This window comes from Bradyrhizobium sp. USDA 3397 (genome assembly GCF_054060965.1).
The window spans coordinates 6,261,450-6,281,074 of the sequence record NZ_JBSSDS010000001.1 but is presented as its reverse complement, the minus strand read 5'-3'; the positions used below and the strand labels follow the sequence as shown (position 1 = coordinate 6,281,074).

Sequence of the window (19,625 nt, the reverse complement as noted above, 5' to 3'; positions counted from 1 at the left end):
CGAAAGCGAAATGGCCTGCGACGGAACCCTCGACGCGCCACACATTGAAGTGGAGTACGCCAAAAATGTGACTGATACCAAGGGGTTTTCAGTCACAGAATGCTGAAACGAAACCGGCGCCCGAGAGGGCGCCGGCATCATCCAATTGCAAAGCTGAACGGGGCCTGACTGATCGCCGGGGACCTGACTGATCGTCAGGAGCTGGCGTTCAGGACAGTGACGGCGCGGCGGTTCTGCGACCAGCAGGAGATGTCGTTACAGACGGCGACCGGCCGTTCCTTGCCGTAGGAGATCGTGCGCATGCGGTTCGGGTCGATGCCGCGCGAGGCGAGGAACGAACGCACCGACTGGGCACGGCGGGCGCCGAGCGCGATGTTGTATTCGCGGGTGCCGCGCTCGTCGGCATGACCTTCGATGGTGAAGGCGTAGCGCGGATAGGTTTGCAGCCACTGCGCCTGCTTCTCCAGGGTCACGATCGCCTGCGGGGTCAGGTCGGTCTGGTCGCTTTCGAAGAACACGCGGTCGCCGACGTTGACGACGAAGTCCTGCTGGCTGCCGGGCGTCGCCGCATTGGCCATCGCATCCGTCGCGGCATTCTTGTTGGCGCAGGCGCCCATCGACAGCGCGACGGCGAGCACCGCGGCCAGCTTCAATCCCTGGAGGATACGCATAGGATGTCTCATTCCGGAGCCTCCACGCTCACGTTAGTCCACTGCTGTCCGGTCTACAGGGGGTTGGTTAAGCGAACGTTCCGTCAACCTTGACGGAACCTTGCCTCAGCCGGTCAAATGCCCCCAACCAGCGAAAAGCAAACGTCATGGTTAATGGGTTGTAAATGTGGCGCGAGGGTGAAGGCAAGCCGCGTCGGCCGGCAAAAGAGCCGGCACTTGCTGGAATTTTGGGCCGAAATGACTGGGGAGCGCCCGCCTAGACCGAACCGAGCGCTTGAGAGGCCACGTCCAGGGTCCGCGGCGTGGTGAGCAGAATCGGCCGCGTGGCGGCCTGGCGGGGGATGCTGCGTTCAAACAGCATGCGCCGCTCGAACGCACTGGAGCGCATGATCGGAAAGCGCGCCAGCACCTTGTCGCGCTGCCGCCGGACGTCTGTCGCCATCAGGACCGCCTTCTTGGTGGGCCAGCCCGGAAAGCCCCGCGGCTCCGGCGAAATGGTCTCGTGCAGGAAGATGCGGCGGTAGAACGCCTGATGATCGGTCCGGATCATGGCAAGGCCGGTGTCGGCGTTGAAATGATCGCACGCGACAAAGGCGAGGCGGACGGTCAAATAGGGCAGCTCGGGAAAGCGGTGGTGCTTGTCGGGATCTGCAACGAGCCGACACGGATCGACAAAAACCTCGCCGCGATCGAGGCGGGGATGCAGGATGTCGCCGAACACCTCGGTGGTGTAGGACATCCGCCATTCCGACGTCAGCAGATGGATGCGGACGGAGCTGCAAAGCTCTCCGTCAACGTAGACCCCGAAATTCCAGGTGTTGGGCGTTTCGTCGAAACGATCGCTGACGCGCAGTGAAGGTGATGGCTCGATCAGACCGGCCTGCAGATAGGCGCGGTAGCGCATCAGATACAGGTTGTCCTTGTCCTCGGGCGTTTCGATGAGCCGATAATCGATGCGGTCAAACAACGCGGCGCCTCGTGGAAGGAGCGCCGTGTTCGGTTCGGCTCCGGACTTCATCTGCAACCTCTGACTCCAAGCAACTTCCACGAGTAGCCAGACCTTAATGGTTCCTTAACGGAATTGCAAAGCTATAGAATCGTTAGGGTTAACCTTTGCGAGCCCGCAAGACTACGGTGCAGATGGGAGCCGAGTGCGGGAGTGGAGCTGTCGGGAAGGGATCGGGCCTATCGCGACGACACGAGGGCGAGCTGGTCGTCGGGCACGCGACGACCATGCGAGGCGTTGAGCAATTGCCGGATCCGCACCGCCGGTACGGGCCGGCTGAACAGGTAGCCCTGCCCTTCGGTCACGGTGCCGTCGGCGCTGATCAGCTCGAGCTGCTCATTGGTCTCGATGCCTTCGACCACGACGGCCATGCCGAGATCGGCGGACAGCCGCGCGACACCGCGCAGCAGCGTCAGCGGCCGGTCGGAATCGATGCCTTCGAGGAAGGAGCGATCGATCTTCACCTTCTGCATCGGGAAATTGTGCAGGTAGCTGAGGCTGGAATAGCCGGTGCCGAAATCGTCGAGCGAGATGCGCACGCCGAGCGCATGCAATTGCGACAGGATGTCGTGGGTGAGTTGGGTGTTGCGCAGCAGCGAGGACTCGGTGATCTCGATCTCAAGACGATGCGCCGGCAGGCCCGACACTTCGAGCGCGTAGCGGATTTCGTTCAGGACGTCGCGCTGGTGGAATTGTTGCGGCGAGAAATTGACGGCGACGCTGACACCCTCCGGCCACTTCATGCATTCCATGCAGGCGCGGCGCAGGATCCAGCGGCCGAGATCGACGATCAGGCCCATGTCCTCGGCGACCGGGATGATGTCGACCGGGGAGACCGTGCCGCGCACCGGATGATTCCAGCGCAGCAACGCTTCGCAGGTGGTGATCTTGCCGGACCTCAGATTGACCAGCGGCTGGAAGAACAGCTCGAATTCCTCGTTGGCGAGCGCCTTGCGCAGGTCGAGCTCGAGGATGCGGCGCTGCTCGACGGTCGCGGCCATCTCGTCGCGGAAGAAACAATAGGTGCCGCGGCCGTCGGCTTTGGCGCGGTACAGCGCCATATCGGCGTTCTTGAGCAGCGTGTCGGCGCTGGTGCCCTCCGGCGAGGTCAGCGCGATGCCAACGCTGGCGCCGATCTCGACCAGATGATTGTCGATGCGGTACCGCTCGCTCAACCGCTCGACGATGCGGCGGGCGAGTGCCGCGGCGTCCTCGGGCGCCGTGAGGTTCTGCTGGAACACGACGAACTCGTCGCCGCCGAACCGGGCGACGAAATCCTCGGGGCGCAGCATCTCGCGCAAGCGGTTGGCGACGGCGCACAGGAGCTGGTCGCCGCAGGGATGGCCCAGCGTGTCGTTGACCTGCTTGAACTGGTCGAGGTCGATGAACAACAGCGCAGAGAGCTGCGCCGCATCGTGGGAGACAGCCAGCAGGTGCTCGATCTGGTCGCGGAAGTTGACCCTGTTCGGCAACGCCGTCAGGTCGTCGTATCGCGCAAGATGGGTGATCTTGGCCTCGGCGTTGCGCCGCTCGGTGATGTCCTCGAGCAGCAGCACCGCCCCTCCGTCCGCCATCGGCTGAACGGTCCAGCACAGCGACCGATTTCGCTCCAGGTTCGCCTCGGCGGTGATGATCTCCTTCTCCCGCGAACTTTCGATGCCGGCGACGATATGCTCGCCGTCCGCGCTCGAGATGGATCTTGCCTGCACGCACGCCGCGATGATGTCGCGCGCGCTGGCGCCGCTCCGAGGCAGATGGTCGGGCAGGTTCATCATCGCCGCGAAGCGGTGATTCATCACCGCGAGCTGGCCATCGCGATGGAACATGCAAAGACCGTGCGGCATGTTGTTGAGGGCGGTATCGAACTGGCCCGCAAGTGCGGCTTCGCGTTCGCGCGCCACCACGGCGCCCATGAAGATCCGGTGCAAGTTGACCGAGAGCTGCATGATCGCCAGCAGGAAGGCCGCGCTCACAACGGCCATCGCGATGTAGTAGGGCGTGCCGCGCCACGCCAATGCCAACACCGCCGGGGCGAAAATGAGCAGCGCCTGCAGATGGAAGATCGACGGTCGTCCGTACGCCCTTCCCGCTCCCCCTGCGGCGATGCCTGTCGTGACCGACAGGGCAATCATATGCGCGACCGCGTCGTCGGTGGCGAGCAGAGTCGTGCCGCACCAGATGCCGATCGCTGCAGCCTGGATCTTCGCGCCGATCTGATACCGCGCCTGCCAGCGTTTGGCCGCCTCGGCGGTCACGCTCGACTTGCGTCCCTGATAGCGCCGCAAATCGATCGCCCGCACCGTTCCGGCCAAGACGAGCAGCGCCACGCACGCCCAAATCAGGAGCTCACCTGTCTTCAGCGCAGTCAGCGCAGCACCGATCGACACGAAGATGAGACCGGCCAGCAGCGGTCCGGGCGCTTCAAAGAGCAAATCGATCTGCGCCGCCGGATTGACCGGCGGCGGCTGCCCCTGCTCTCCGCTCTGGCTTGCGAACTGCATTTTGGTTTGTACGCGCGTCCTGTTCAGCGCGTAGTCTTACCCAGCCGAGATGAAGCTTTTCTGAGGGAACATCGTTAAAGTCGGGTTGTTTTTCGGCAATAGCGAAATGATTTCTGCTGGAATATCAAGCAGGTAGGCAAGCCTTGCCGGGCGCAAGGTGAAGGAAGTGTTGCCGTTCACGGCAAACTCGGAAAAAATCGGCGCGGTTTTTCGAAAACATCGCGCGTCTGAACGCGCGATGTTTCAACTGCGCCGTTGTCAGCCCGAGGTCGAGGACAACAGTGGCGACCATGCCGGGTCCGAGGCAAAACCCGGCGTCGGCACTTTCAATTCGTTGCGGCCGGAGATGTCGACCGAGTACAGCGACGGTCCGCCATTGCCGCCAGGATCGCGGAAGAACATCAGCACGCGGCCGTTCGGCGAGAAGGTCGGGCCTTCGTTGTGAAAGCCGGAGGTGAGCAGCCGCTCGCCCGAGCCGTCGGGCTTCATGACGCCGATCGCGAACTGCCCGCCGCCCTGCCGGGTGAAGGCGATGTAGTCGCCCTTCGGCGACCACACCGGCGTCGAATAGCTGGCGTTGGTGTCGTCCTTGGAGAAGGAGATGCGCTGCGCCTGTCCGCCGCCCGCACTCATCACGTAGATCTGCGACCTGCCGCCACGATCGGACTCGAAGCAGATGCGGCTGCCGTCGGGCGAATAGGACGGCGAGGTGTCGATCGCCGGCGTGTCGGTGAGACGCGTGGTCGAGCGCGAGCGCAGATCCATCACGAACAGGTTGGAATTGCCGCCCTGCTGCAGGCTCATGATGACGCGCTGGCCGTCCGGCGAGAAGCGCGGCGCAAAGGTCATGCCCGGGAAATTGCCGACGATCTCGCGCTGGCCGGTCTCGATGTTGTAGAGATAGACCTTCGGATCACCCTGACCGAACTCCATGTAGGTGATCTCTTGCGAGTTCGGCGAGAAGCGCGGCGTCAGCACGAGATCGGAGCCGCGGGTCAGATAGCGCACATTGGCGCCGTCCTGATCCATGATCGCGAGGCGCTTGACGCGGCGCTCCTTCGGCCCGGTCTCGTCCACGAACACGACGCGGCTGTCGAAATAGCCCTTCTCGCCGGTCATGCGCTCGTAGATCTGGTCGGAGATGATGTGGGCGATGCGGCGCCAATATTCCGGCGAGGTGAAATATTGCTGGCCGGCGAGCTGCTGGCCGGAGATGACGTCCCATAGACGGAATTCGGCCTTGAGCCGCCCGTCCGGCTGCCGCGTCATGCGGCCGGTGACGAGCGCCTGCGCGTTGATGGTCTTCCAGTTCTGGAATTGCGGCGCGACATCCATGTTGTTGATGCGCTCGATGAAGGCGGCCTGATCGATCGGCGCGAACAGGCCCGAGCGCTTCAGATTGTTGGTGATGACCTGCGTGACGCCGTTGCCGACGTCGCCGTCGGAGGGCGAGCCGGGCAGGAAGTTGCTGATCGCGATCGGGATCGGCTGGAATTCGGTGGGATTGATTTCAAGCCGCTTTTGCGGTTGGGCGAGCGCATGTCCAGCCCCAAGCGTCGCAAGCGCGGATCCGGTCAGCGTCATGAAGCGGCGGCGGTTCATCGATCGAATGTCATTCATCGCAAAATTCTTTTGTTCGGATGTCACAACATATCCTTCAGGCCGAAGCGCATCGGAATGGTCTTCCAGGTGTCATACTGCTGCTTCGGCAGGAACGAATAGACTTGACACTGGACGATGGCACGCTTGCCACTCTCCGCCACGGCCTGAGCGATCGACCTGGACGGTCCACGCGCTGCAACGACAACCGGCTCGGATGCCAGTGTTCCATCGATCTTCATAAAAATATCGATGTCGACTTCGTATTGGTCGGCATCCTGCCCGTTGTAGGTGGGCGTGAAGCAGCGCCTGACCGCCGACATGAACGCGCCCTGCCAGGTCGCAACATTGTTGGCGGCCGTCCCGGTTGCTGCTCCCAGCGACGCCGATGCATTCAGCGCCGCGCCGGTCTGCTCGTGCCGCGTCGCGGCGCGCTTGTCGAGGTCGCGCTGGATCTGCGCGGGGTCGAACGTGCGCTCCTTGGGCTTGGGCTGCTGCTGCGGCTGCACCGCCGCGACCTTCTGCTCCACGGGCTTCGGCGGCGGCTTCTTGGTCTCCATCTTCTTCTGCAGCTCGGCGATCGGATCTTCCTTGGCCGGATCAGGCTTCTTTTCCTGCGGCTTCGGCTCTTCCTTCGGCTTGGCCTCCGCCACGGGCTTCGGCGGCTCCGGCTTCTTCTCCACCGGCTTCTCGACCGGCTTCGGCGGCGGCTCCGGCTGGGAGTTGGTCTTGATCAGCTCTTTCTTCTCGGTGACCTTGCCGACGGCGTCTTCCTCGGGCTTGGGCTCCGCGATCTTCTCGACCTTCGGCTTCGGCTCCTCCTTCTTGCCGGTCTTCTGCCCCGCCATCATCTTGGCGAGCTGATCGGAGGAGATGATGTCGATCGGAAGCGATTCCTGCGTAGCGATGTAGGCCTTGCTGCTGAAGGTGACGAGCCCCCATCCCAGCACGAGGACATGCAGGGCAATCGACGCAACGAGTGTCTTGTCGACGTTCACCTTCACGGCCTCAAGACCCCTGATCCGCTTCCGTGACGAGCGCCAGCTTCTTGAATCCGGCGCCCGAGAGCTGGCCCATCACCTTGGCCACGGTGCCGTAATCCGCCTTCTTGTCGGCGCGCAGATAGATGCGTTCCTCGAGGCCGCCGCGCGCATCGGTGATCGCCTTCAGCTTCGGGATCAGCTCGTTCAGCGCAATCTCGGTGTCGTTGATGAACACCTTGCCCTTGATGTCGACCGACATCTGGATCGGCTTCTGGTCGTTGTTTTCGAGGCTCTTGGCACTGGTCTGGGGCAGGTCGAGCGGGACGCCGACCGTCAGCATCGGTGCCGACACCATGAAGATGATGAGCAGCACCAGCATGACGTCGACCATCGGCGTGACGTTGATCTCGGCCACGACCGGCTTGCGCCGGCCGCGGCGCCCGCCGCCGCCGGACGAACTCGCAACGTTCATGGCCATGATCGCGTGCCCAGATTGCCCTTCACACTATACATGCCGTCCGTCAGCCCCGCTCGTCGATCTGACGAGACAGAATGGCTGAAAATTCATCAGCAAAGCCCTCGAGCCGCTGGGCCTGCCGGTTCACCTCGGAGGTGAACTTATTGTAGAAAATAGTGGCAGGAATGGCGGCGATAAGGCCGACGGCGGTCGCAAACAGCGCCTCGGCGATACCGGGGGCGACCACCGCCAGAGAGGTATTTTTCGAGGCCGCGATCGACTGGAAGCTCGACATGATGCCCCAGACCGTGCCGAACAGGCCGACGAAGGGGCCGGCGGAGCCGACGGTCGCCAGCACCAAAAGGCGCCGTTCCAGCCGCTCGACCTCGCGCGCAATCGAGACGTTCATCACCTTGTCGATGCGCATCTGAAGCCCTGCGACCGAGCGGGCATGGCTCTCGAACGAGCGCTTCCATTCGCGCATCGCCGCCACGAAGCAGGCCGCCATGGAATGCGTCGGCTTGGCCGACAGCGTGCGATAGAGCTCCTCGATCGACTCGCCGGACCAGAACGCCTGCTCGAACCGGTCCATCGAGCGGCGGGTGCGCGCGTAGAGAAAGATCTTGTCGATGGCGATCGCCCAGACCCAGACCGAGCAGGCCAGAAGCCCCAGCATCACCGCTTTCACGATCCAGTGAGCCTGCCAGAACAGCGCGATCAGCGACACGTCGGCGGAGGCAGCAACCGGAAGGGCTGACTGAGCCAATTCGGCCGGATTCATAAGCAGTATCCTCTCAAGGCGATCGTTACCTAATGTCCTTCGGCCAGCAAATCGCGGCCGGTGTTCCCCAACAGCCGCGCTGGACCCGCGCGGCGGGCAAGCCCGCTCAAAGCCTTGTCTTTCTGGGGTGCAGGGCTCGTCCAAAGGCTCGTCAAAAGCCGGCCGCCTGCATTCCCCGCCAAGATGTCAAAACTAAGGGGCCTCGACCCCAGGCCTTGACGTCGGGCTCCGGGCACGCCTGTCCGCACATACCAGAGCCCGCCGATGGTTAATGCGGGGTTACCGGCGGCGCATTTGGTTGCAGGAAAGGCAGTCCGTGCAGGGGGATGGACCCCGGATCCCGTGTTCCGGACGCACCGGCCGGAGGAACCTGCTCTCGCGCCAAAAATTGTCCGGAAAATCACTCTCAGCGAGGTCCTGCCATGTCCATCAACCCCAAGACGACCGCCGCGATCGGCGATCACCCGCTCCACCCCATGCTGATCCCGTTCCCCGTCGCGTTCCTGGTCGGCGCCCCCATCGCCGATCTCGCCTTCATCGGAACCGGCGACGGTTTTTGGGCACGCGCCGCGATGTGGCTGATCGGCGCCGGCATCGTCATGGCGCTGGTTGCCGCCGCAGCCGGCTTTACCGACTTCTTCAGCGAGCCGCGCATCCGCCGCCTGAACGACGCCTGGTACCACATGATCGGCAATCTCGCGGCGGTGGTGCTGGCCCTGGTCAATTTCTATCTCCGCTACGCCCAAGGCGCGGAGGCGGCGATCAACCCCTGGGGCGTCGTGCTGTCCCTGGTCGTGGTCGGCATCCTCCTGTTCACGGGATGGAAGGGCTGGGAAATGGTCTACCGCCACCACGTCGCGGTGCTGGACGCGCCGGGCCAGACCAGCTCGGAGCCGGTCAACCCGCATCATGGCGGCGAAAGCCACCGCCGCGCCGCCTGAGCGACAGTCAAGCGGACGAAGCGGCCGCAAGGCAATTGGTGAGCCGCGCGGGATTGCCGATTGCGGTGCAGCCGCCAGGCACGTCACCGGTCACGACAGTCCCGGCGCCGATCTTGGCGAAGTCGCCGATCTCGATGTCGCCGAGGATGGTCGCGCCGGAGCCGATGAACACGCCGCGACCGATGCGAGGCGAGCGCATCGGCAGGTCGCCATGGCGTCCGATGCTGACATTCTGAAGGATGGTCGCCTCGTCGCCGATGACGACATTGGCACCGATCACGATGCCGGTGGCATGGTCGAGATAAACCGACGAGCCGAGGCTCGCGGCCGGATGAATGCTGACCTGCAGGACGTTCGAAGCCTCGTTCTGCAACAGCAGCGCCGCATCACGATGGTCATGACGCCATAGCCAGTGCGAGACGCGCCAGGACTGCAGCGCGACATAGCCCTTGAAGTGCAGCAGCGGCGGCAACAATCCGGCGATGGCGGGATCGCGGAGCACGATGGCGGTTAGGTCGCGGCCGGCCGCTTCGACCAGATCCGGTTGGCCGCGAAAGGCATCGCGGGAAAACGTCGTGAAGCGCTCGCGATCGGCGGCGCTGCCGCCCAGCCGACGCCCGATCAGATCGGCCAAGGCAGCGGTAAAATCGTCATGGGCAAGGATGGCATCGGCGACAGCCTTGCCGAAGACGGGATCCGCCGCTGCGGCGCGCCGCGCCTCGCCGCGTATCTCCTGCCAGAGGATGTCGCTCGCCATGATCGCAGTCTCCGTCCGCATTGCCGCCTGCGGTGTTTTGACGCTTGCTTCTCGCTGTCGAATATAGGACCCAGGCCGCCTGCGCGCCAATTGGCGTCGGCAACACGCGCGGCCACCTGTGCGCCATGCTCCCCGTAAGGCTACGGGCTTGCTTGCCAGAGAGCTGCGGCCACCCTTCGGCCGAAGCCCGCGGTGGCATCCGCGGGTTTTGGTACCCGCCGGACGTCAAGCTGCCGGATCCAGTTCCGAATCCACGTCATCCGAGGTCACGCTCAAATATGTCGCCCAACGCCCCCGCCGACGACCAGCACGACGACATCATGTATCCATCCGCCCTGCCGTTCCTGCTGGTCCATCTCGGCTGCCTTGCGGCAATCTGGTCGGGCGTCACCTGGCAGGCGGTCGCGATCTGCGTCTCACTCTATTGCTTGCGGATGTTCGCGATCGGAGCCGGCTACCATCGCTATTTCTCGCATCGGGCGTTTGCGACCAGCCGGGTGTTTCAGTTCATCCTGGCCTGCCTTGCGCAAAGCAGCGCCCAGAAGAGCGTGTTGTGGTGGGCGGCCAAACATCGCCACCATCACCTGCATTCCGACACCGAAAACGACGTGCATTCACCGCGTCACCGCGGCTTCCTCTATAGCCATCTCGGCTGGATCTTTTACCGGCAGCACGACGCAACCGACCTCGTGAAGGTCGGCGATCTCGCCGCCTATCCCGAGCTGATGTGGCTGCATCGGCTGGAGCTGCTGCCGGCGTTCGTGCTGGCAGGGCTCTGCTTCCTGGTCGCAGGATGGTCGGGTCTGGTGGTCGGCTTTCTCTGGAGCACTGTGCTGGTCTATCACGCGACCTTCTGCATCAATTCGCTTGCCCATGTGCACGGGCGCAAGCGCTACGTGACCGGCGATGATTCCCGCAACAACTGGCTGCTGGCGTTGTTCACGCTGGGTGAGGGCTGGCACAACAATCACCACGCCTATCAGAGCAGCGTGCGACAGGGCTTTCGCTGGTGGGAAGTCGACGTGACCTATTACATCCTGACGCTGCTGTCGTGGATCGGCGTCGTCTGGAACATGAAAGCGCCGCCCGAACAGGTGCTGCGCAACGAGCAGCCGCTCGGCGCGCGGGTCATCCAGCGGGCCGCCCGCCAGCTCGCCGGACGGTTCGATGCGCAGACCCTGGCGCATGCGATTTCGTCGGCACGCCGCCGTGCCGATCTCGCCCAGTTGCAGCTGCCGTCGCTGCACGACATTCTCAATCGCGCGCATGAAGGTGTCGACGCGCTGACGCATCTGCATCTGCCGAAGATCCCGACCCGCGAGGAGTTTCTCGCGGAGGCCAAAGCGATGTTCGCGCGCACGCGATCGCTCAACGAGATCGTCGACCACGCCTACGAATACTTCCTGGCCTCGGTTCACGCGCAACTCGCCGCAGTGCGCTGAAACTTCACGCCATGCGACACCGGCCGGCAGCGGTCATGCTGCCGGGGCGCGTCCATCGCGGGCGCGGCCGGGGTCAGCCTGCTTGCGGAGGCTGAGCGCATAGAGCCAGCCGCCTGCGGCGATCAGCACCGGCAGGACGAAAAGCGCGAAATCGCGGAGCAGGATCATGGGACGATACTTCCCTTCGCGAACGACACCGCGCGGCTGAGTGCGTACGATGCGCCCCAATATAGATTGGCGCTGAGAAACAACCGCCAGGACTCACCGAGCTGCCATTCCGGGTAGAGCTGAACTTCCGTGGGCCACCCACTGAGGAACGCAATCGCCACCGGCACCACAGGGCCGAAGCGCTCGAACAACACGGCCGCGCGCTCGAACAATCCGAGGCGCTGGCCGATTTGTTTGCGTTCAATATTGGTCATGATCGTGCCCGTCGGCGCCGCGGAGGCGCAGTCAAGGCTTGGTCGGTGCTCGCGCGGTCCGGGTTCTATCGACCCTGCACATCTGCGTGATGGGCCTCGCAAAGCCCTCGCAGGCGCTTCGCATCGCCAGGACGACCATCGAAGTTTGACATAAACCAAACCGCCCGCCTGCGGGTTGCGCAGACGGGCGGCTCGAGGCCATCAGGACTTTGGGGGCATGCGCCTGAAGGCTTGAGAGGTGGACTTCTTCAGATCAGCCCTGCTGCTGGTCGGTCGGCGGCGGAGTCGGGCGCGTCTTGTGCTGCGCCATGAACTGGTCGAACTCTTCCTTGTCCTTGGCGTGACGCAGGCGGTCGAGGAAGTTCTTGAACTCGACCTGCTCTTCCTCGAGCCGGCGCAGCGTCTCACTGCGATACTCGTCGAAGGCTCGGTTGCCGGAGGACGGCGGCCCGAAGCCAAAGCCGAAGCCGCGGCGCTCCATGCGGTCGCGCATGCGATCCATCTTGTACTGCATCTTTTCCATCTTGTTCTGCCAGCGGTCCTGATGGCTCCAGCACGACATTCTTCTGCTCCCGAGTGTGAAAAAGAGAAGGGCAAGTCCGATCGGCCACCAGATGATGAAGCCGAGGATGGTCACGGCGATCCAGCCCGGATGCCAAGGCGTATCGAGCATGCGGGGACGCTCGTACTGTTGGTATTGGTCCGAAGGGCCGCGCCAGCGATTGACGTCAGCGGTATAGGCCATTTCCCATCTCCATCACGGCACCAGCGCCGTTGTGAATGTAAATAACATTTACATAGCTAGACTATCCCGCGATTTTGTCAAGCCGACCGCCAGACACGCCCGCGTGATTCTTCGAGCAATCTTATTTCGGCTTGCCCCAGGGACTGCCGGGCGGCAGGCCCGAACCGGAGGAAGCCTCCGGTGGCACCGGCGGCGGCTCGGCGCCCTTGCCTGAGGGACGACGGTCGGTCGGGAAGCCGAGGCCGCGCAAATAGATCAGCACCTCGGCCTCCAGCAGCTCGTCCGGCGACATCGGCAGCTTGCGGCGCGCAGCATCGCCGCGGGAAAACAGCGAGGCCACGCCGTGGGCCATCGACCAGATGTGCAAGGCCATCATCATGGCCGGCGGCCGCGGCGTGCCCGGCGGCGTCAGGGCCGCGAGCCGCTCGGCGGCGGCGCGAATGATGTTGAATGCGCGCTCGCTGGCCGCCTGAAGCGCAGGATTGGCACCCACCGGCACGCCCGATTCGAACATCGCGCTGTAGAAGGCGGGCTCCTCGCGGGCGAAGGCCAGATAGGCCTTGCCGACGCGCTCGAACGCGGTGACCGTATCGGGGCGCCCGTCGTCCCAGACCGCGGCCAGGCGCGCCTCGAACTGCTCGAAACCGCGCTGGGCGATCGAGGACAGCAGCTCGTCACGGTCGCGGAAATGCCGGTAGGGCGCCGCCGCACTGACGCCGGCCATGCGCGCGGCATCGGCGAAGGTGAAGCCGGCCGCCCCCTTCTCGGCGATCAGCCCGAGGGCCGCCTGCAACAGGGCTTCCTTCAGATTGCCGTGGTGATAGCCGCGCTCGGCGCGGCGCTGCTCCTTGCGCCAGCTCATGTGAACGACCTTTACATGAGCCGGGCGTGAAGGTCACTAGCGGCGGCCGGACTGGTTAACCCGTATTTTCACGTCATTCCGGGGCGATACGGAGTATCGAACCCGGAATGACGGGTGACCGGGGCTACATCTCCGGAATCGGCAGCACGGGCATGACCTCGATTGCTTCGCCGGGGAAGATCGCAAAATGCGGATGGTTCTCGAACAGCTTTGCAGCGTCCTCCTGCGAGGCGGCGCGCACCACCGTGAAACCGGTCAGCGCGTTGCTGACTTCCGTGATGCCGCTCCCGTCGATCCTGCGGGTCTTGCCGAGCGGGCCGCCCATCTCGACGATCACGGATTTGTGCTTCTCGACCCAGCCATGCCAAGCGGCCATGCCCGCCTGCTCCTTCGCCTTCCGCTCGGCCTCGGGCAGCGCCCGCCACGCCGCCATTTTCGATCCGCTCATGCTGCCGAGATAGACGGCGAGAAATTTATGTTCGGCGCTCATGGGTTTTCTCCTTCAGGTTGATTGGGAATCGCGCAGCCGCCGTCTCGTCTACGTCTTCAGGTCGCCAAACCCGGCGACGATCTCCTGCACTTCGGGCGAGTAGTCGGCCATCTCCTGCACTTGGCGGACCTCGATGATCTCGTTGGCTGAAGCCGGGCACTTCTTGGCCCACGCGATCGCTTCCTCGCGCGAGGCGACCTCGATCATCCAATAGCCGCCCAGGACTTCCTTGGCTTCGGCAAAGGGCCCGTCGGTGACGACGGGCTTGCCGGTCGCGAACGAGACGCGCGCCCCGGTCGACGGCGGGTGCAGCCCATCGAGCGTGATCAGCACGCCCGCATCCTTCAGCGCCTCGTTGTAGCGCATCATCGCGGCGACGCGCTCGGGATCGAGTTGAAGCTCCGGCGGCGCGTTCTCGTAGCCGAGCGGGATCATCAGCATCATGAATCGCATGGGAGTTCCTTGCTGTCTCAGTCGCTCCGATATGTCCTGCGGGCGGAAACGGCTGGCCCGCGCTCACCTCCAAGACGAACGGCATTCTGCCCGGCCGACAGTGGGACAGAAATTATTTCGAGGCCGCAGCGCAGCCGCGGCTGGCGCATTCTGGGCCGCATCGGGCTCGATCGGCTCGGCGAGGCCTTTCATGCCGGAACCAAAGCGCAGTAAAAGGGGCCGGCGCTCTCGCACGCCGCTCCCGGACGCAGGACAGATCAGCCAATGCCGCAAGCCCCGCAAAAAGTCGCCCTCGTCACCGGTGCCGCCCGCGGCATCGGGCTTGCGACCGCGAAGAAATTCTTGGCCGAGGGCTGGCGCGTGGCCCTGCTCGACATCGAGCACGAACTGCTCGGCCACGCGGTCGCGGACATCGGCCAGAGCGAGGCGACGCTGGCGCTGACCTGCGATATCGCCGACGCGGCCGCAGTCAGCGCCGCAATGACGGCGATCGAGCGGCGGTTCGGCCGGCTGGACGCGCTGGTCAACAATGCCGGCATCGCGGTGTTCGCGCCGCTGATGGAGACGTCGGATGCCGACTGGCGCCGCGTGCTCGAGGTCAACCTCACCGGACCGTTCCTCTGCACCAAGGCGGCTGTGCCTTTGATGCGCGACGGCAATGGCGGCGCCATCGTCAACATCACCTCGATCTCGGCCGTGCGCGCTTCGACGCTGCGCTCGGCCTACGGCACCAGCAAGGCAGGCCTTGCACACCTCACCAAGCAGCTCGCGGTCGAGCTCGCCTCCCTCAACATCCGCGTCAACGCGGTCGCACCGGGACCCGTCGACACCGCGATGGCGAAGCAGGTGCACACCAAGGAGATCCGAGCCGACTATCACGACGCCATTCCGCTCAACCGCTACGGCCTGGAAGAGGAACTCGCGGAAGCGATCTATTTCCTGTGCTCGGGCCGCGCGAGCTACATCACCGGCCAAATTTTGGCCGTGGACGGCGGCTTCGATGCGGCGGGCATCGGCCTGCCGACGCTGCGCGGGCAGAGGCGCAACGGGTAGGCACAGGATTTGTAGGGTGGGCAAAGGCGCAACGCGCCGTGCCCACCACTATCGCAAGTTTGCGGTGCGGATGGTGGGCACGCTACGCTTTGCCCACCCCACGAAAGCGGTTTGGTGGAGAGTTCATGCAACGCATCACCTTCCTCAAAGCTCTGATGCTTGCATCCGCGCTGCTCGCCGCCGCGCCCGCGGCGGCCGAGATCCGCATCATCCAGTCCCCGGGCGGACAGGTCGGGCCGTTCCTCGATCTGTTCGAAAAGGTCCGCGACAGTGGCGAGCGCGTGGTGATCGACGGCCCCTGCCTGTCCGCCTGCACGCTGGTGCTGAGCATCGTGCCGGGCGAGCGCATCTGCGTCACCAAGCGCGCCGTGCTCGGCTTCCATGCCGCACGCTCGGTCGATCGGCGCGGCCGCTTCTATGCCGAGCCGGAAGCATCGGTCGCGGTGCTTGCCGCCTATCCCGGTCCGGTGCGCGACTGGATCAGCCGCCGTGGCGGCCTGACCTCGCGGTTGCTGCTGTTGAAGGGGCGCGATCTCGCCGCGATCTATCCGCGTTGCCGCTGATACAGCCGGCAGCCGCCAACCGCTTTCAAAACAGCGTCTGGATCACTGGCGCCAGCTTCGCGCTGGCGCAAATGAGCATTCCCCAAAGAGCAAAGTTGATCTGTAGCGCCGCCGCCATCGGTCGCTCCCCTTGCAAGTGACGTCCATCCCAGTTTGTAGCTTTTATGACTCACCAATAACGATTCTGGCGTGCAGAGCACAGCCCAATATTGCGCCAATTGTTGTGCGATGCAGCTCGCTTCACGAAGCGGCCTCACTGCGTCCGCAAAGTGATGCGAAAGCACGACTCATATTCGGCCATGCCGGCAAGCTTGTTTTGCCTTGAGTTCCATTGAACCGACGATGCGCGTGTCTCATGCAGATTCTGCGCGCCGATTATGGAGGCAAAAGCCCGGCATGATTCGACACGGCTTGATCGTGCTCACTTTTTGCACAGCGCTGATCGGATGCGCAGAGGCGCCAGCGCAGGAACGCCGCGCCATGGCATGGGATGGCCTCGGCAAGGATCCGAACCGTCCGCATGTCGCCAAGCGGCGCGTCACGACCGGCGCGCCGGCTGCAAGTGATCCGAATCAGGAGCGCGAAAAAGTGCTCGGCACATTGCGCCCCTATTCCGAGGCGTGGTGGGCGGTCCAGGACGAGATACAGGCGGAGAACGACAGGACGCTCGGCGCCAAGCTCGTGATCTGCCCTCGCTGCGTGGAATCGTCAGCGCCGCGCGAGGACGTCACCGGATCAATCCGGTGAGAGGACAAACGGCCGATCGGCGCCTGACGTAACGAAACGTACGTCCCCTCTCCCTCAGCATTGGAGAGAGGGGATCGCAACGCGACGGTCGCGCCCAAAGCGCGATGCGATAGGATAAATCGTCATCGCGCTTTAGGTTGTTGTTTGAGCATGATCTTTTCGGAAAACCGCTTCACACTTTTCCGGATCATGCTCTATCACATGCCTTCGGCCGGGCAATTCACCATCCAGGGAATGCCGAACTTGTCGACGCACATGCCGAAGCCCTTGGCCCAGAACGTCTTGCTGAAGGGCATGGTGACGCTGCCACCGTCGGCCAGCGCGTTGAACTTGCGCTCGCCATCCGCGGGGTCTTTGACTGTAAGCGAGATTGCAAAGCCCTGCGGCTTCTGGAAATGCTCGGCCGGCGAGTCGGAGGCCATCAATACCGTGCCGTCCGGCAGTGACATCCGCGCATGCATGATCATCTTCTCACGGCCGGGCGTAGCCGGCACCTCCGGCGGCGCGTCCGATGAACGCATCATCGCATCGATCTTGCCCCCGAGAACCTTGACGTAATAGTTGAACGCGGCTTCGCAATTGTCCTGGTAGAACAGATAGGGATTGAGCATCGTTTCTCTCCTCTTCGTTTGCCTTGAGACCTATCGCTTCTCGGTGAGCTTCTTCAGGCCGGCGAGGCCGGTCTCGAAATCCTTGCCGATCATGCTGTCCATGTTGAAGAACACCTGCATCAGCTTGGACATGAACGGGGCCGGACCGTACATCGCCCATGTGACGAGTGTGGCATCGCCTTGCGGCACAAAGGTGAACTCGGCGGTGTTGTGGCCTTCGAACGGCCGCTCGAAATCAAGCTTGATCCGGAGCTTGGAGGGCCCGGTCGCCTCCAGGATCTCCATATGGCCGGCGCCGACCTTGTTGTTGCCGTCCCAGGCATAGGTCGCACCCTTCCCTGCCGAGGTTCCGCCGAACGTCCGCTTCATGGCGGGATCGCGGGTCTCATAGGGCGACCAGGCGGTCCAGCGATGGAAATCGGCAACCAGCGGATAGATCGCAGCGGCCGGTGCGTTGACGGCGAGCGAGCGTTCCACACGGAGGGTATCGGGTTTCGTCAGGGCAAAGACGAGGACGGCGGCAACGCCGGCGGCGAGAACGATGGCGATGACGGCAACGGCTTTCAGCATGGATGACTCCCCTGGTACGGGATTAAGACGAAGGGGAACGGCGGGGGCCGACAATGGGAGAGAAATTCTTTGGCGCACTGCCCGCCGCTCGTCATGGCCGGGCTTGTCCCGGCCATCCACGTTCTTGGCGTAGATGGAAAGACCGTGGATGCCCGGGACAAGCCCGGGCATGACGATGTGGAGGCAGACGGGCCTACTTTGCCTTCGTACCCAACTTCACGCTGCCATCGCTGCGCTTCGGCTGGCTGTCCCGGATCAGGCGATCGAGATGCATGCGGATGTGGGCGGCTTCGGCCGAGGTGTTGGCGAGCGCGATGGCGCGATCGAAGGCGATTCGGGCTTCGTCATTGCGGCCGAGCTGCATCAGGAAGGCGCCGCGCACGCCGTAGAAATGAAAATAATTGGCGAGCTTCGGCGCCAGCGGCTCGATCAGCTCGAGCGCGGCCTGCGGCCCGCGCACCTTGGAGACAGCGACCGCCCGGTTGAGCGTCACCACCGGCGAGGGCTGCACCACTTCGAGCGCGCCGTAAAGCAGGTCGATCTCCGTCCAGTCGGTCTCCTCCGGCGTCGCCGCGCGCGCATGCAGTGCGGCGATCGCGGCCTGAATCTGATAGGCCCCGCTGCGGCGGTGGCGCATCGCCTTGTCGATCAGCGCGAGGCCCTCCGCGATCATGGTGCCGTTCCACAACGAACGATCCTGATCGTCCAGCAGGATCAGCGACCCGTCCGCGGCAAAGCGCGCGGCGCTGCGCGCGTGCTGCAACAGGATCAGCGCGGTCAGGCCCATGATCTCCGGCTCGCTCGGAAACAGCCGCAGCAGCAGCCGCGCCAGCCGGATCGCCTCCTCGCACAGCGGCTTCCTGATCTCCGCGGTGTCACCGCTCGCCGAATAGCCTTCATTGAAGATCAGGTAGATCATCGCCGCGACGCCGGCGAGCCGTTCAGAGCGCTCGACCGCGCCCGGCGCCTCGAACGGCGTCCCGGCCTCGGCCACCTTTGCCTTGGCGCGCGTGATGCGCTGCTCCATCGCCGCTTCCGAAACCAGGAACGCGCGGGCGATCTGCTTCACCGTGAGGCCCGAGACGATGCGCAGCGCCAGCGCGATCTGCTGCGTCGCCGGCAATCCTGGATGGCAGCAGATGAACATCAGCCGCAAGATGTCGTCGCGATAGTGCGAGCCGTCGAGCCGCTCGGCCAGCTCACCTTCGGCGTCGTCGAGATCGGAGATCGCCTGGTCGTCCTCCGGCAGCGGCTGCTGCCTGCGCGCGCGTCGCACTTCGTCGATCGCAACGTTGCGGCCGACCATGATCAGCCAAGCCGCGGGATCGCGCGGCGGCCCATTCTGCGGCCAGGTCTTGAGCGCGCGCAGGCAGGCGTTCTGAAACGCCTCCTCGGCGGTGTCGAGATCGCGGAAATAGCGCAGCAGCGCGCCGACCGCCTGGGGTCGCGCCGAAGTCAGCGCAGTCTCGATCCAGGCGGTATCGGCCTCGCTCACGTCAGGTTTCCTCCAGGCCGGAACACGCCGACGGGACGCACCTCATAGGCGCCGCCGGGATTGGCGGCACCCAGCTCGCGTGCGACGTCGAGCGCGTCGTCGAGATTCTTGCAGTCGACGATGTAGAAGCCGAGCAGCTGCTCCTTGGTCTCGGCATAGGGACCGTCGAGCACCAGCGGCGGATCCTCCTTGCGCAGCGTCGCCGCCGCGGTCGTCGGCAACAGCCGCGCCACCGGCCCGAGCCGGCCCTGCCTTGTGAGCTTGTCCTGCACCACGGCGAGCTTCTTCATCACGGCCTCGTCCTGCTCCTTGCTCCAGGAGCCGACGAAATCCTCATCGTGATAGCAAAGTATGGCGTAAAGCATGGGCGGCACTTCCCTCGTCTGTACTGAAGACGCGCCAATATGCCCCGCGCCGACAGCGCTGCGGAAAAAATTTGCAAGAAAAATCCGGCAGATCGTGCCAAGGAGGGCTTT

The 19,625-nt window shown here is 64.1% G+C and carries 24 protein-coding genes; 5 read left to right on the top strand and 19 right to left on the bottom strand.

What is annotated here, in order from left to right; all coding sequences use genetic code 11:
• Nucleotides 1-194: 194 nt before the first annotated feature.
• The 8 genes from pal to tolQ all read right to left on the bottom strand — a co-directional run bounded on the left by pal (nucleotide 195) and on the right by tolQ (nucleotide 7,998).
• Complete coding sequence (pal, locus tag ACVWYQ_RS29050; RefSeq protein ID WP_157283802.1) at nucleotides 195-683, bottom strand: peptidoglycan-associated lipoprotein Pal; 489 nt, start codon at nucleotides 681-683, stop codon at nucleotides 195-197.
• 244 nt (nucleotides 684-927) lie between these two features.
• On the bottom strand, nucleotides 928-1,689 hold the full coding sequence (locus tag ACVWYQ_RS29045) for an N-acyl amino acid synthase FeeM domain-containing protein (RefSeq protein WP_035998571.1): 762 nt from the start codon (nucleotides 1,687-1,689) through the stop codon (nucleotides 928-930).
• A 167-nt stretch (nucleotides 1,690-1,856) separates the two neighbouring features.
• Nucleotides 1,857-4,178: a putative bifunctional diguanylate cyclase/phosphodiesterase gene (locus ACVWYQ_RS29040; protein ID WP_456726609.1), complete on the bottom strand. Its 2,322-nt coding sequence runs from the start codon at nucleotides 4,176-4,178 to the stop codon at nucleotides 1,857-1,859.
• A 36-nt stretch (nucleotides 4,179-4,214) separates the two neighbouring features.
• Nucleotides 4,215-4,358 carry a hypothetical protein gene (locus ACVWYQ_RS29035; protein ID WP_193760487.1) on the bottom strand — a complete coding sequence of 48 codons (144 nt, stop codon included), beginning with the start codon at nucleotides 4,356-4,358 and terminating at the stop codon, nucleotides 4,215-4,217.
• A gap of 78 nt (nucleotides 4,359-4,436) precedes the next feature.
• The gene (gene tolB, locus ACVWYQ_RS29030) at nucleotides 4,437-5,780 is read right to left on the bottom strand and encodes a Tol-Pal system beta propeller repeat protein TolB (RefSeq protein WP_035998559.1); all 1,344 of its coding nucleotides are present in this window, start codon (nucleotides 5,778-5,780) and stop codon (nucleotides 4,437-4,439) included.
• A 41-nt stretch (nucleotides 5,781-5,821) separates the two neighbouring features.
• A complete protein-coding gene (locus ACVWYQ_RS29025) occupies nucleotides 5,822-6,781 on the bottom strand; it encodes a protein TolA (RefSeq protein ID WP_128264182.1) in 960 nt (319 codons plus the stop codon).
• Between the two features lie 4 nt (nucleotides 6,782-6,785).
• On the bottom strand, nucleotides 6,786-7,238 hold the full coding sequence (gene tolR / locus ACVWYQ_RS29020) for a protein TolR (protein ID WP_036021864.1): 453 nt from the start codon (nucleotides 7,236-7,238) through the stop codon (nucleotides 6,786-6,788).
• 43 nt (nucleotides 7,239-7,281) lie between these two features.
• A complete protein-coding gene (gene tolQ / locus ACVWYQ_RS29015) occupies nucleotides 7,282-7,998 on the bottom strand; it encodes a protein TolQ (RefSeq protein ID WP_008546343.1) in 717 nt (238 codons plus the stop codon).
• A 422-nt stretch (nucleotides 7,999-8,420) separates the two neighbouring features.
• On the opposite strand from tolQ, the gene ACVWYQ_RS29010 reads away from it, so the two are divergent.
• Nucleotides 8,421-8,939, top strand: coding sequence for a DUF2231 domain-containing protein (locus ACVWYQ_RS29010; protein WP_157283799.1), 519 nt, complete (start codon nucleotides 8,421-8,423; stop codon nucleotides 8,937-8,939).
• 7 nt (nucleotides 8,940-8,946) lie between these two features.
• Here ACVWYQ_RS29010 and ACVWYQ_RS29005 read toward each other — a convergent pair whose 3' ends face one another.
• Nucleotides 8,947-9,696, bottom strand: coding sequence for a serine O-acetyltransferase (locus ACVWYQ_RS29005; protein WP_404546003.1), 750 nt, complete (start codon nucleotides 9,694-9,696; stop codon nucleotides 8,947-8,949).
• A 278-nt stretch (nucleotides 9,697-9,974) separates the two neighbouring features.
• Between ACVWYQ_RS29005 and ACVWYQ_RS29000 the strand changes: the two genes are divergently transcribed.
• Nucleotides 9,975-11,138: an acyl-CoA desaturase gene (locus ACVWYQ_RS29000; protein ID WP_404546001.1), complete on the top strand. Its 1,164-nt coding sequence runs from the start codon at nucleotides 9,975-9,977 to the stop codon at nucleotides 11,136-11,138.
• Between the two features lie 33 nt (nucleotides 11,139-11,171).
• Here the strand turns inward: ACVWYQ_RS29000 and ACVWYQ_RS28995 are convergent, their stop codons facing one another.
• From ACVWYQ_RS28995 to ACVWYQ_RS28970, 6 genes are all read right to left on the bottom strand, one after another.
• A complete protein-coding gene (locus ACVWYQ_RS28995; protein ID WP_271542926.1) occupies nucleotides 11,172-11,306 on the bottom strand; it encodes a hypothetical protein in 135 nt (44 codons plus the stop codon).
• Nucleotides 11,303-11,560 (bottom strand): hypothetical protein, encoded by a 258-nt coding sequence (locus tag ACVWYQ_RS28990; protein WP_404545999.1) that lies wholly within the window; start codon nucleotides 11,558-11,560, stop codon nucleotides 11,303-11,305. Before ACVWYQ_RS28990 ends, ACVWYQ_RS28995 begins: the two co-directional genes overlap by 4 nt.
• 253 nt (nucleotides 11,561-11,813) lie before the next feature.
• Nucleotides 11,814-12,305: a DUF2852 domain-containing protein gene (locus tag ACVWYQ_RS28985; protein WP_025034098.1), complete on the bottom strand. Its 492-nt coding sequence runs from the start codon at nucleotides 12,303-12,305 to the stop codon at nucleotides 11,814-11,816.
• A gap of 121 nt (nucleotides 12,306-12,426) precedes the next feature.
• A complete protein-coding gene (locus ACVWYQ_RS28980) occupies nucleotides 12,427-13,167 on the bottom strand; it encodes a TetR/AcrR family transcriptional regulator (protein ID WP_456726608.1) in 741 nt (246 codons plus the stop codon).
• A 124-nt stretch (nucleotides 13,168-13,291) separates the two neighbouring features.
• Nucleotides 13,292-13,657 (bottom strand): YciI family protein, encoded by a 366-nt coding sequence (locus tag ACVWYQ_RS28975; protein ID WP_128264188.1) that lies wholly within the window; start codon nucleotides 13,655-13,657, stop codon nucleotides 13,292-13,294.
• A 48-nt stretch (nucleotides 13,658-13,705) separates the two neighbouring features.
• Nucleotides 13,706-14,110 (bottom strand): YciI family protein, encoded by a 405-nt coding sequence (locus tag ACVWYQ_RS28970; protein ID WP_128264189.1) that lies wholly within the window; start codon nucleotides 14,108-14,110, stop codon nucleotides 13,706-13,708.
• A gap of 264 nt (nucleotides 14,111-14,374) precedes the next feature.
• Here ACVWYQ_RS28970 and ACVWYQ_RS28965 point away from each other — a divergent pair, with 264 nt between their 5' ends.
• From ACVWYQ_RS28965 to ACVWYQ_RS28955, 3 genes are all read left to right on the top strand, one after another.
• The gene (locus tag ACVWYQ_RS28965) at nucleotides 14,375-15,163 is read left to right on the top strand and encodes an SDR family NAD(P)-dependent oxidoreductase (RefSeq protein WP_157283796.1); all 789 of its coding nucleotides are present in this window, start codon (nucleotides 14,375-14,377) and stop codon (nucleotides 15,161-15,163) included.
• Between the two features lie 125 nt (nucleotides 15,164-15,288).
• Nucleotides 15,289-15,726 (top strand): hypothetical protein, encoded by a 438-nt coding sequence (locus tag ACVWYQ_RS28960; RefSeq protein WP_035998510.1) that lies wholly within the window; start codon nucleotides 15,289-15,291, stop codon nucleotides 15,724-15,726.
• Between the two features lie 396 nt (nucleotides 15,727-16,122).
• Nucleotides 16,123-16,473: a hypothetical protein gene (locus tag ACVWYQ_RS28955; protein ID WP_157283795.1), complete on the top strand. Its 351-nt coding sequence runs from the start codon at nucleotides 16,123-16,125 to the stop codon at nucleotides 16,471-16,473.
• A 197-nt stretch (nucleotides 16,474-16,670) separates the two neighbouring features.
• Here the strand turns inward: ACVWYQ_RS28955 and ACVWYQ_RS28950 are convergent, their stop codons facing one another.
• From ACVWYQ_RS28950 to ACVWYQ_RS28935, 4 genes are all read right to left on the bottom strand, one after another.
• Entirely contained in the window at nucleotides 16,671-17,084 is a 414-nt protein-coding gene (locus tag ACVWYQ_RS28950; RefSeq protein ID WP_271542924.1) for a VOC family protein, read from the bottom strand.
• Nucleotides 17,085-17,114: 30 nt separating this feature from the next.
• Nucleotides 17,115-17,654: an SRPBCC family protein gene (locus tag ACVWYQ_RS28945; protein WP_404545995.1), complete on the bottom strand. Its 540-nt coding sequence runs from the start codon at nucleotides 17,652-17,654 to the stop codon at nucleotides 17,115-17,117.
• A 193-nt stretch (nucleotides 17,655-17,847) separates the two neighbouring features.
• Entirely contained in the window at nucleotides 17,848-19,149 is a 1,302-nt protein-coding gene (locus ACVWYQ_RS28940) for an RNA polymerase sigma factor (protein ID WP_404545993.1), read from the bottom strand.
• On the bottom strand, nucleotides 19,146-19,514 hold the full coding sequence (locus ACVWYQ_RS28935; protein WP_157283793.1) for a YciI family protein: 369 nt from the start codon (nucleotides 19,512-19,514) through the stop codon (nucleotides 19,146-19,148). The genes ACVWYQ_RS28940 and ACVWYQ_RS28935 overlap by 4 nt, the downstream gene beginning before the upstream one ends.
• Nucleotides 19,515-19,625: the final 111 nt, after the last annotated feature.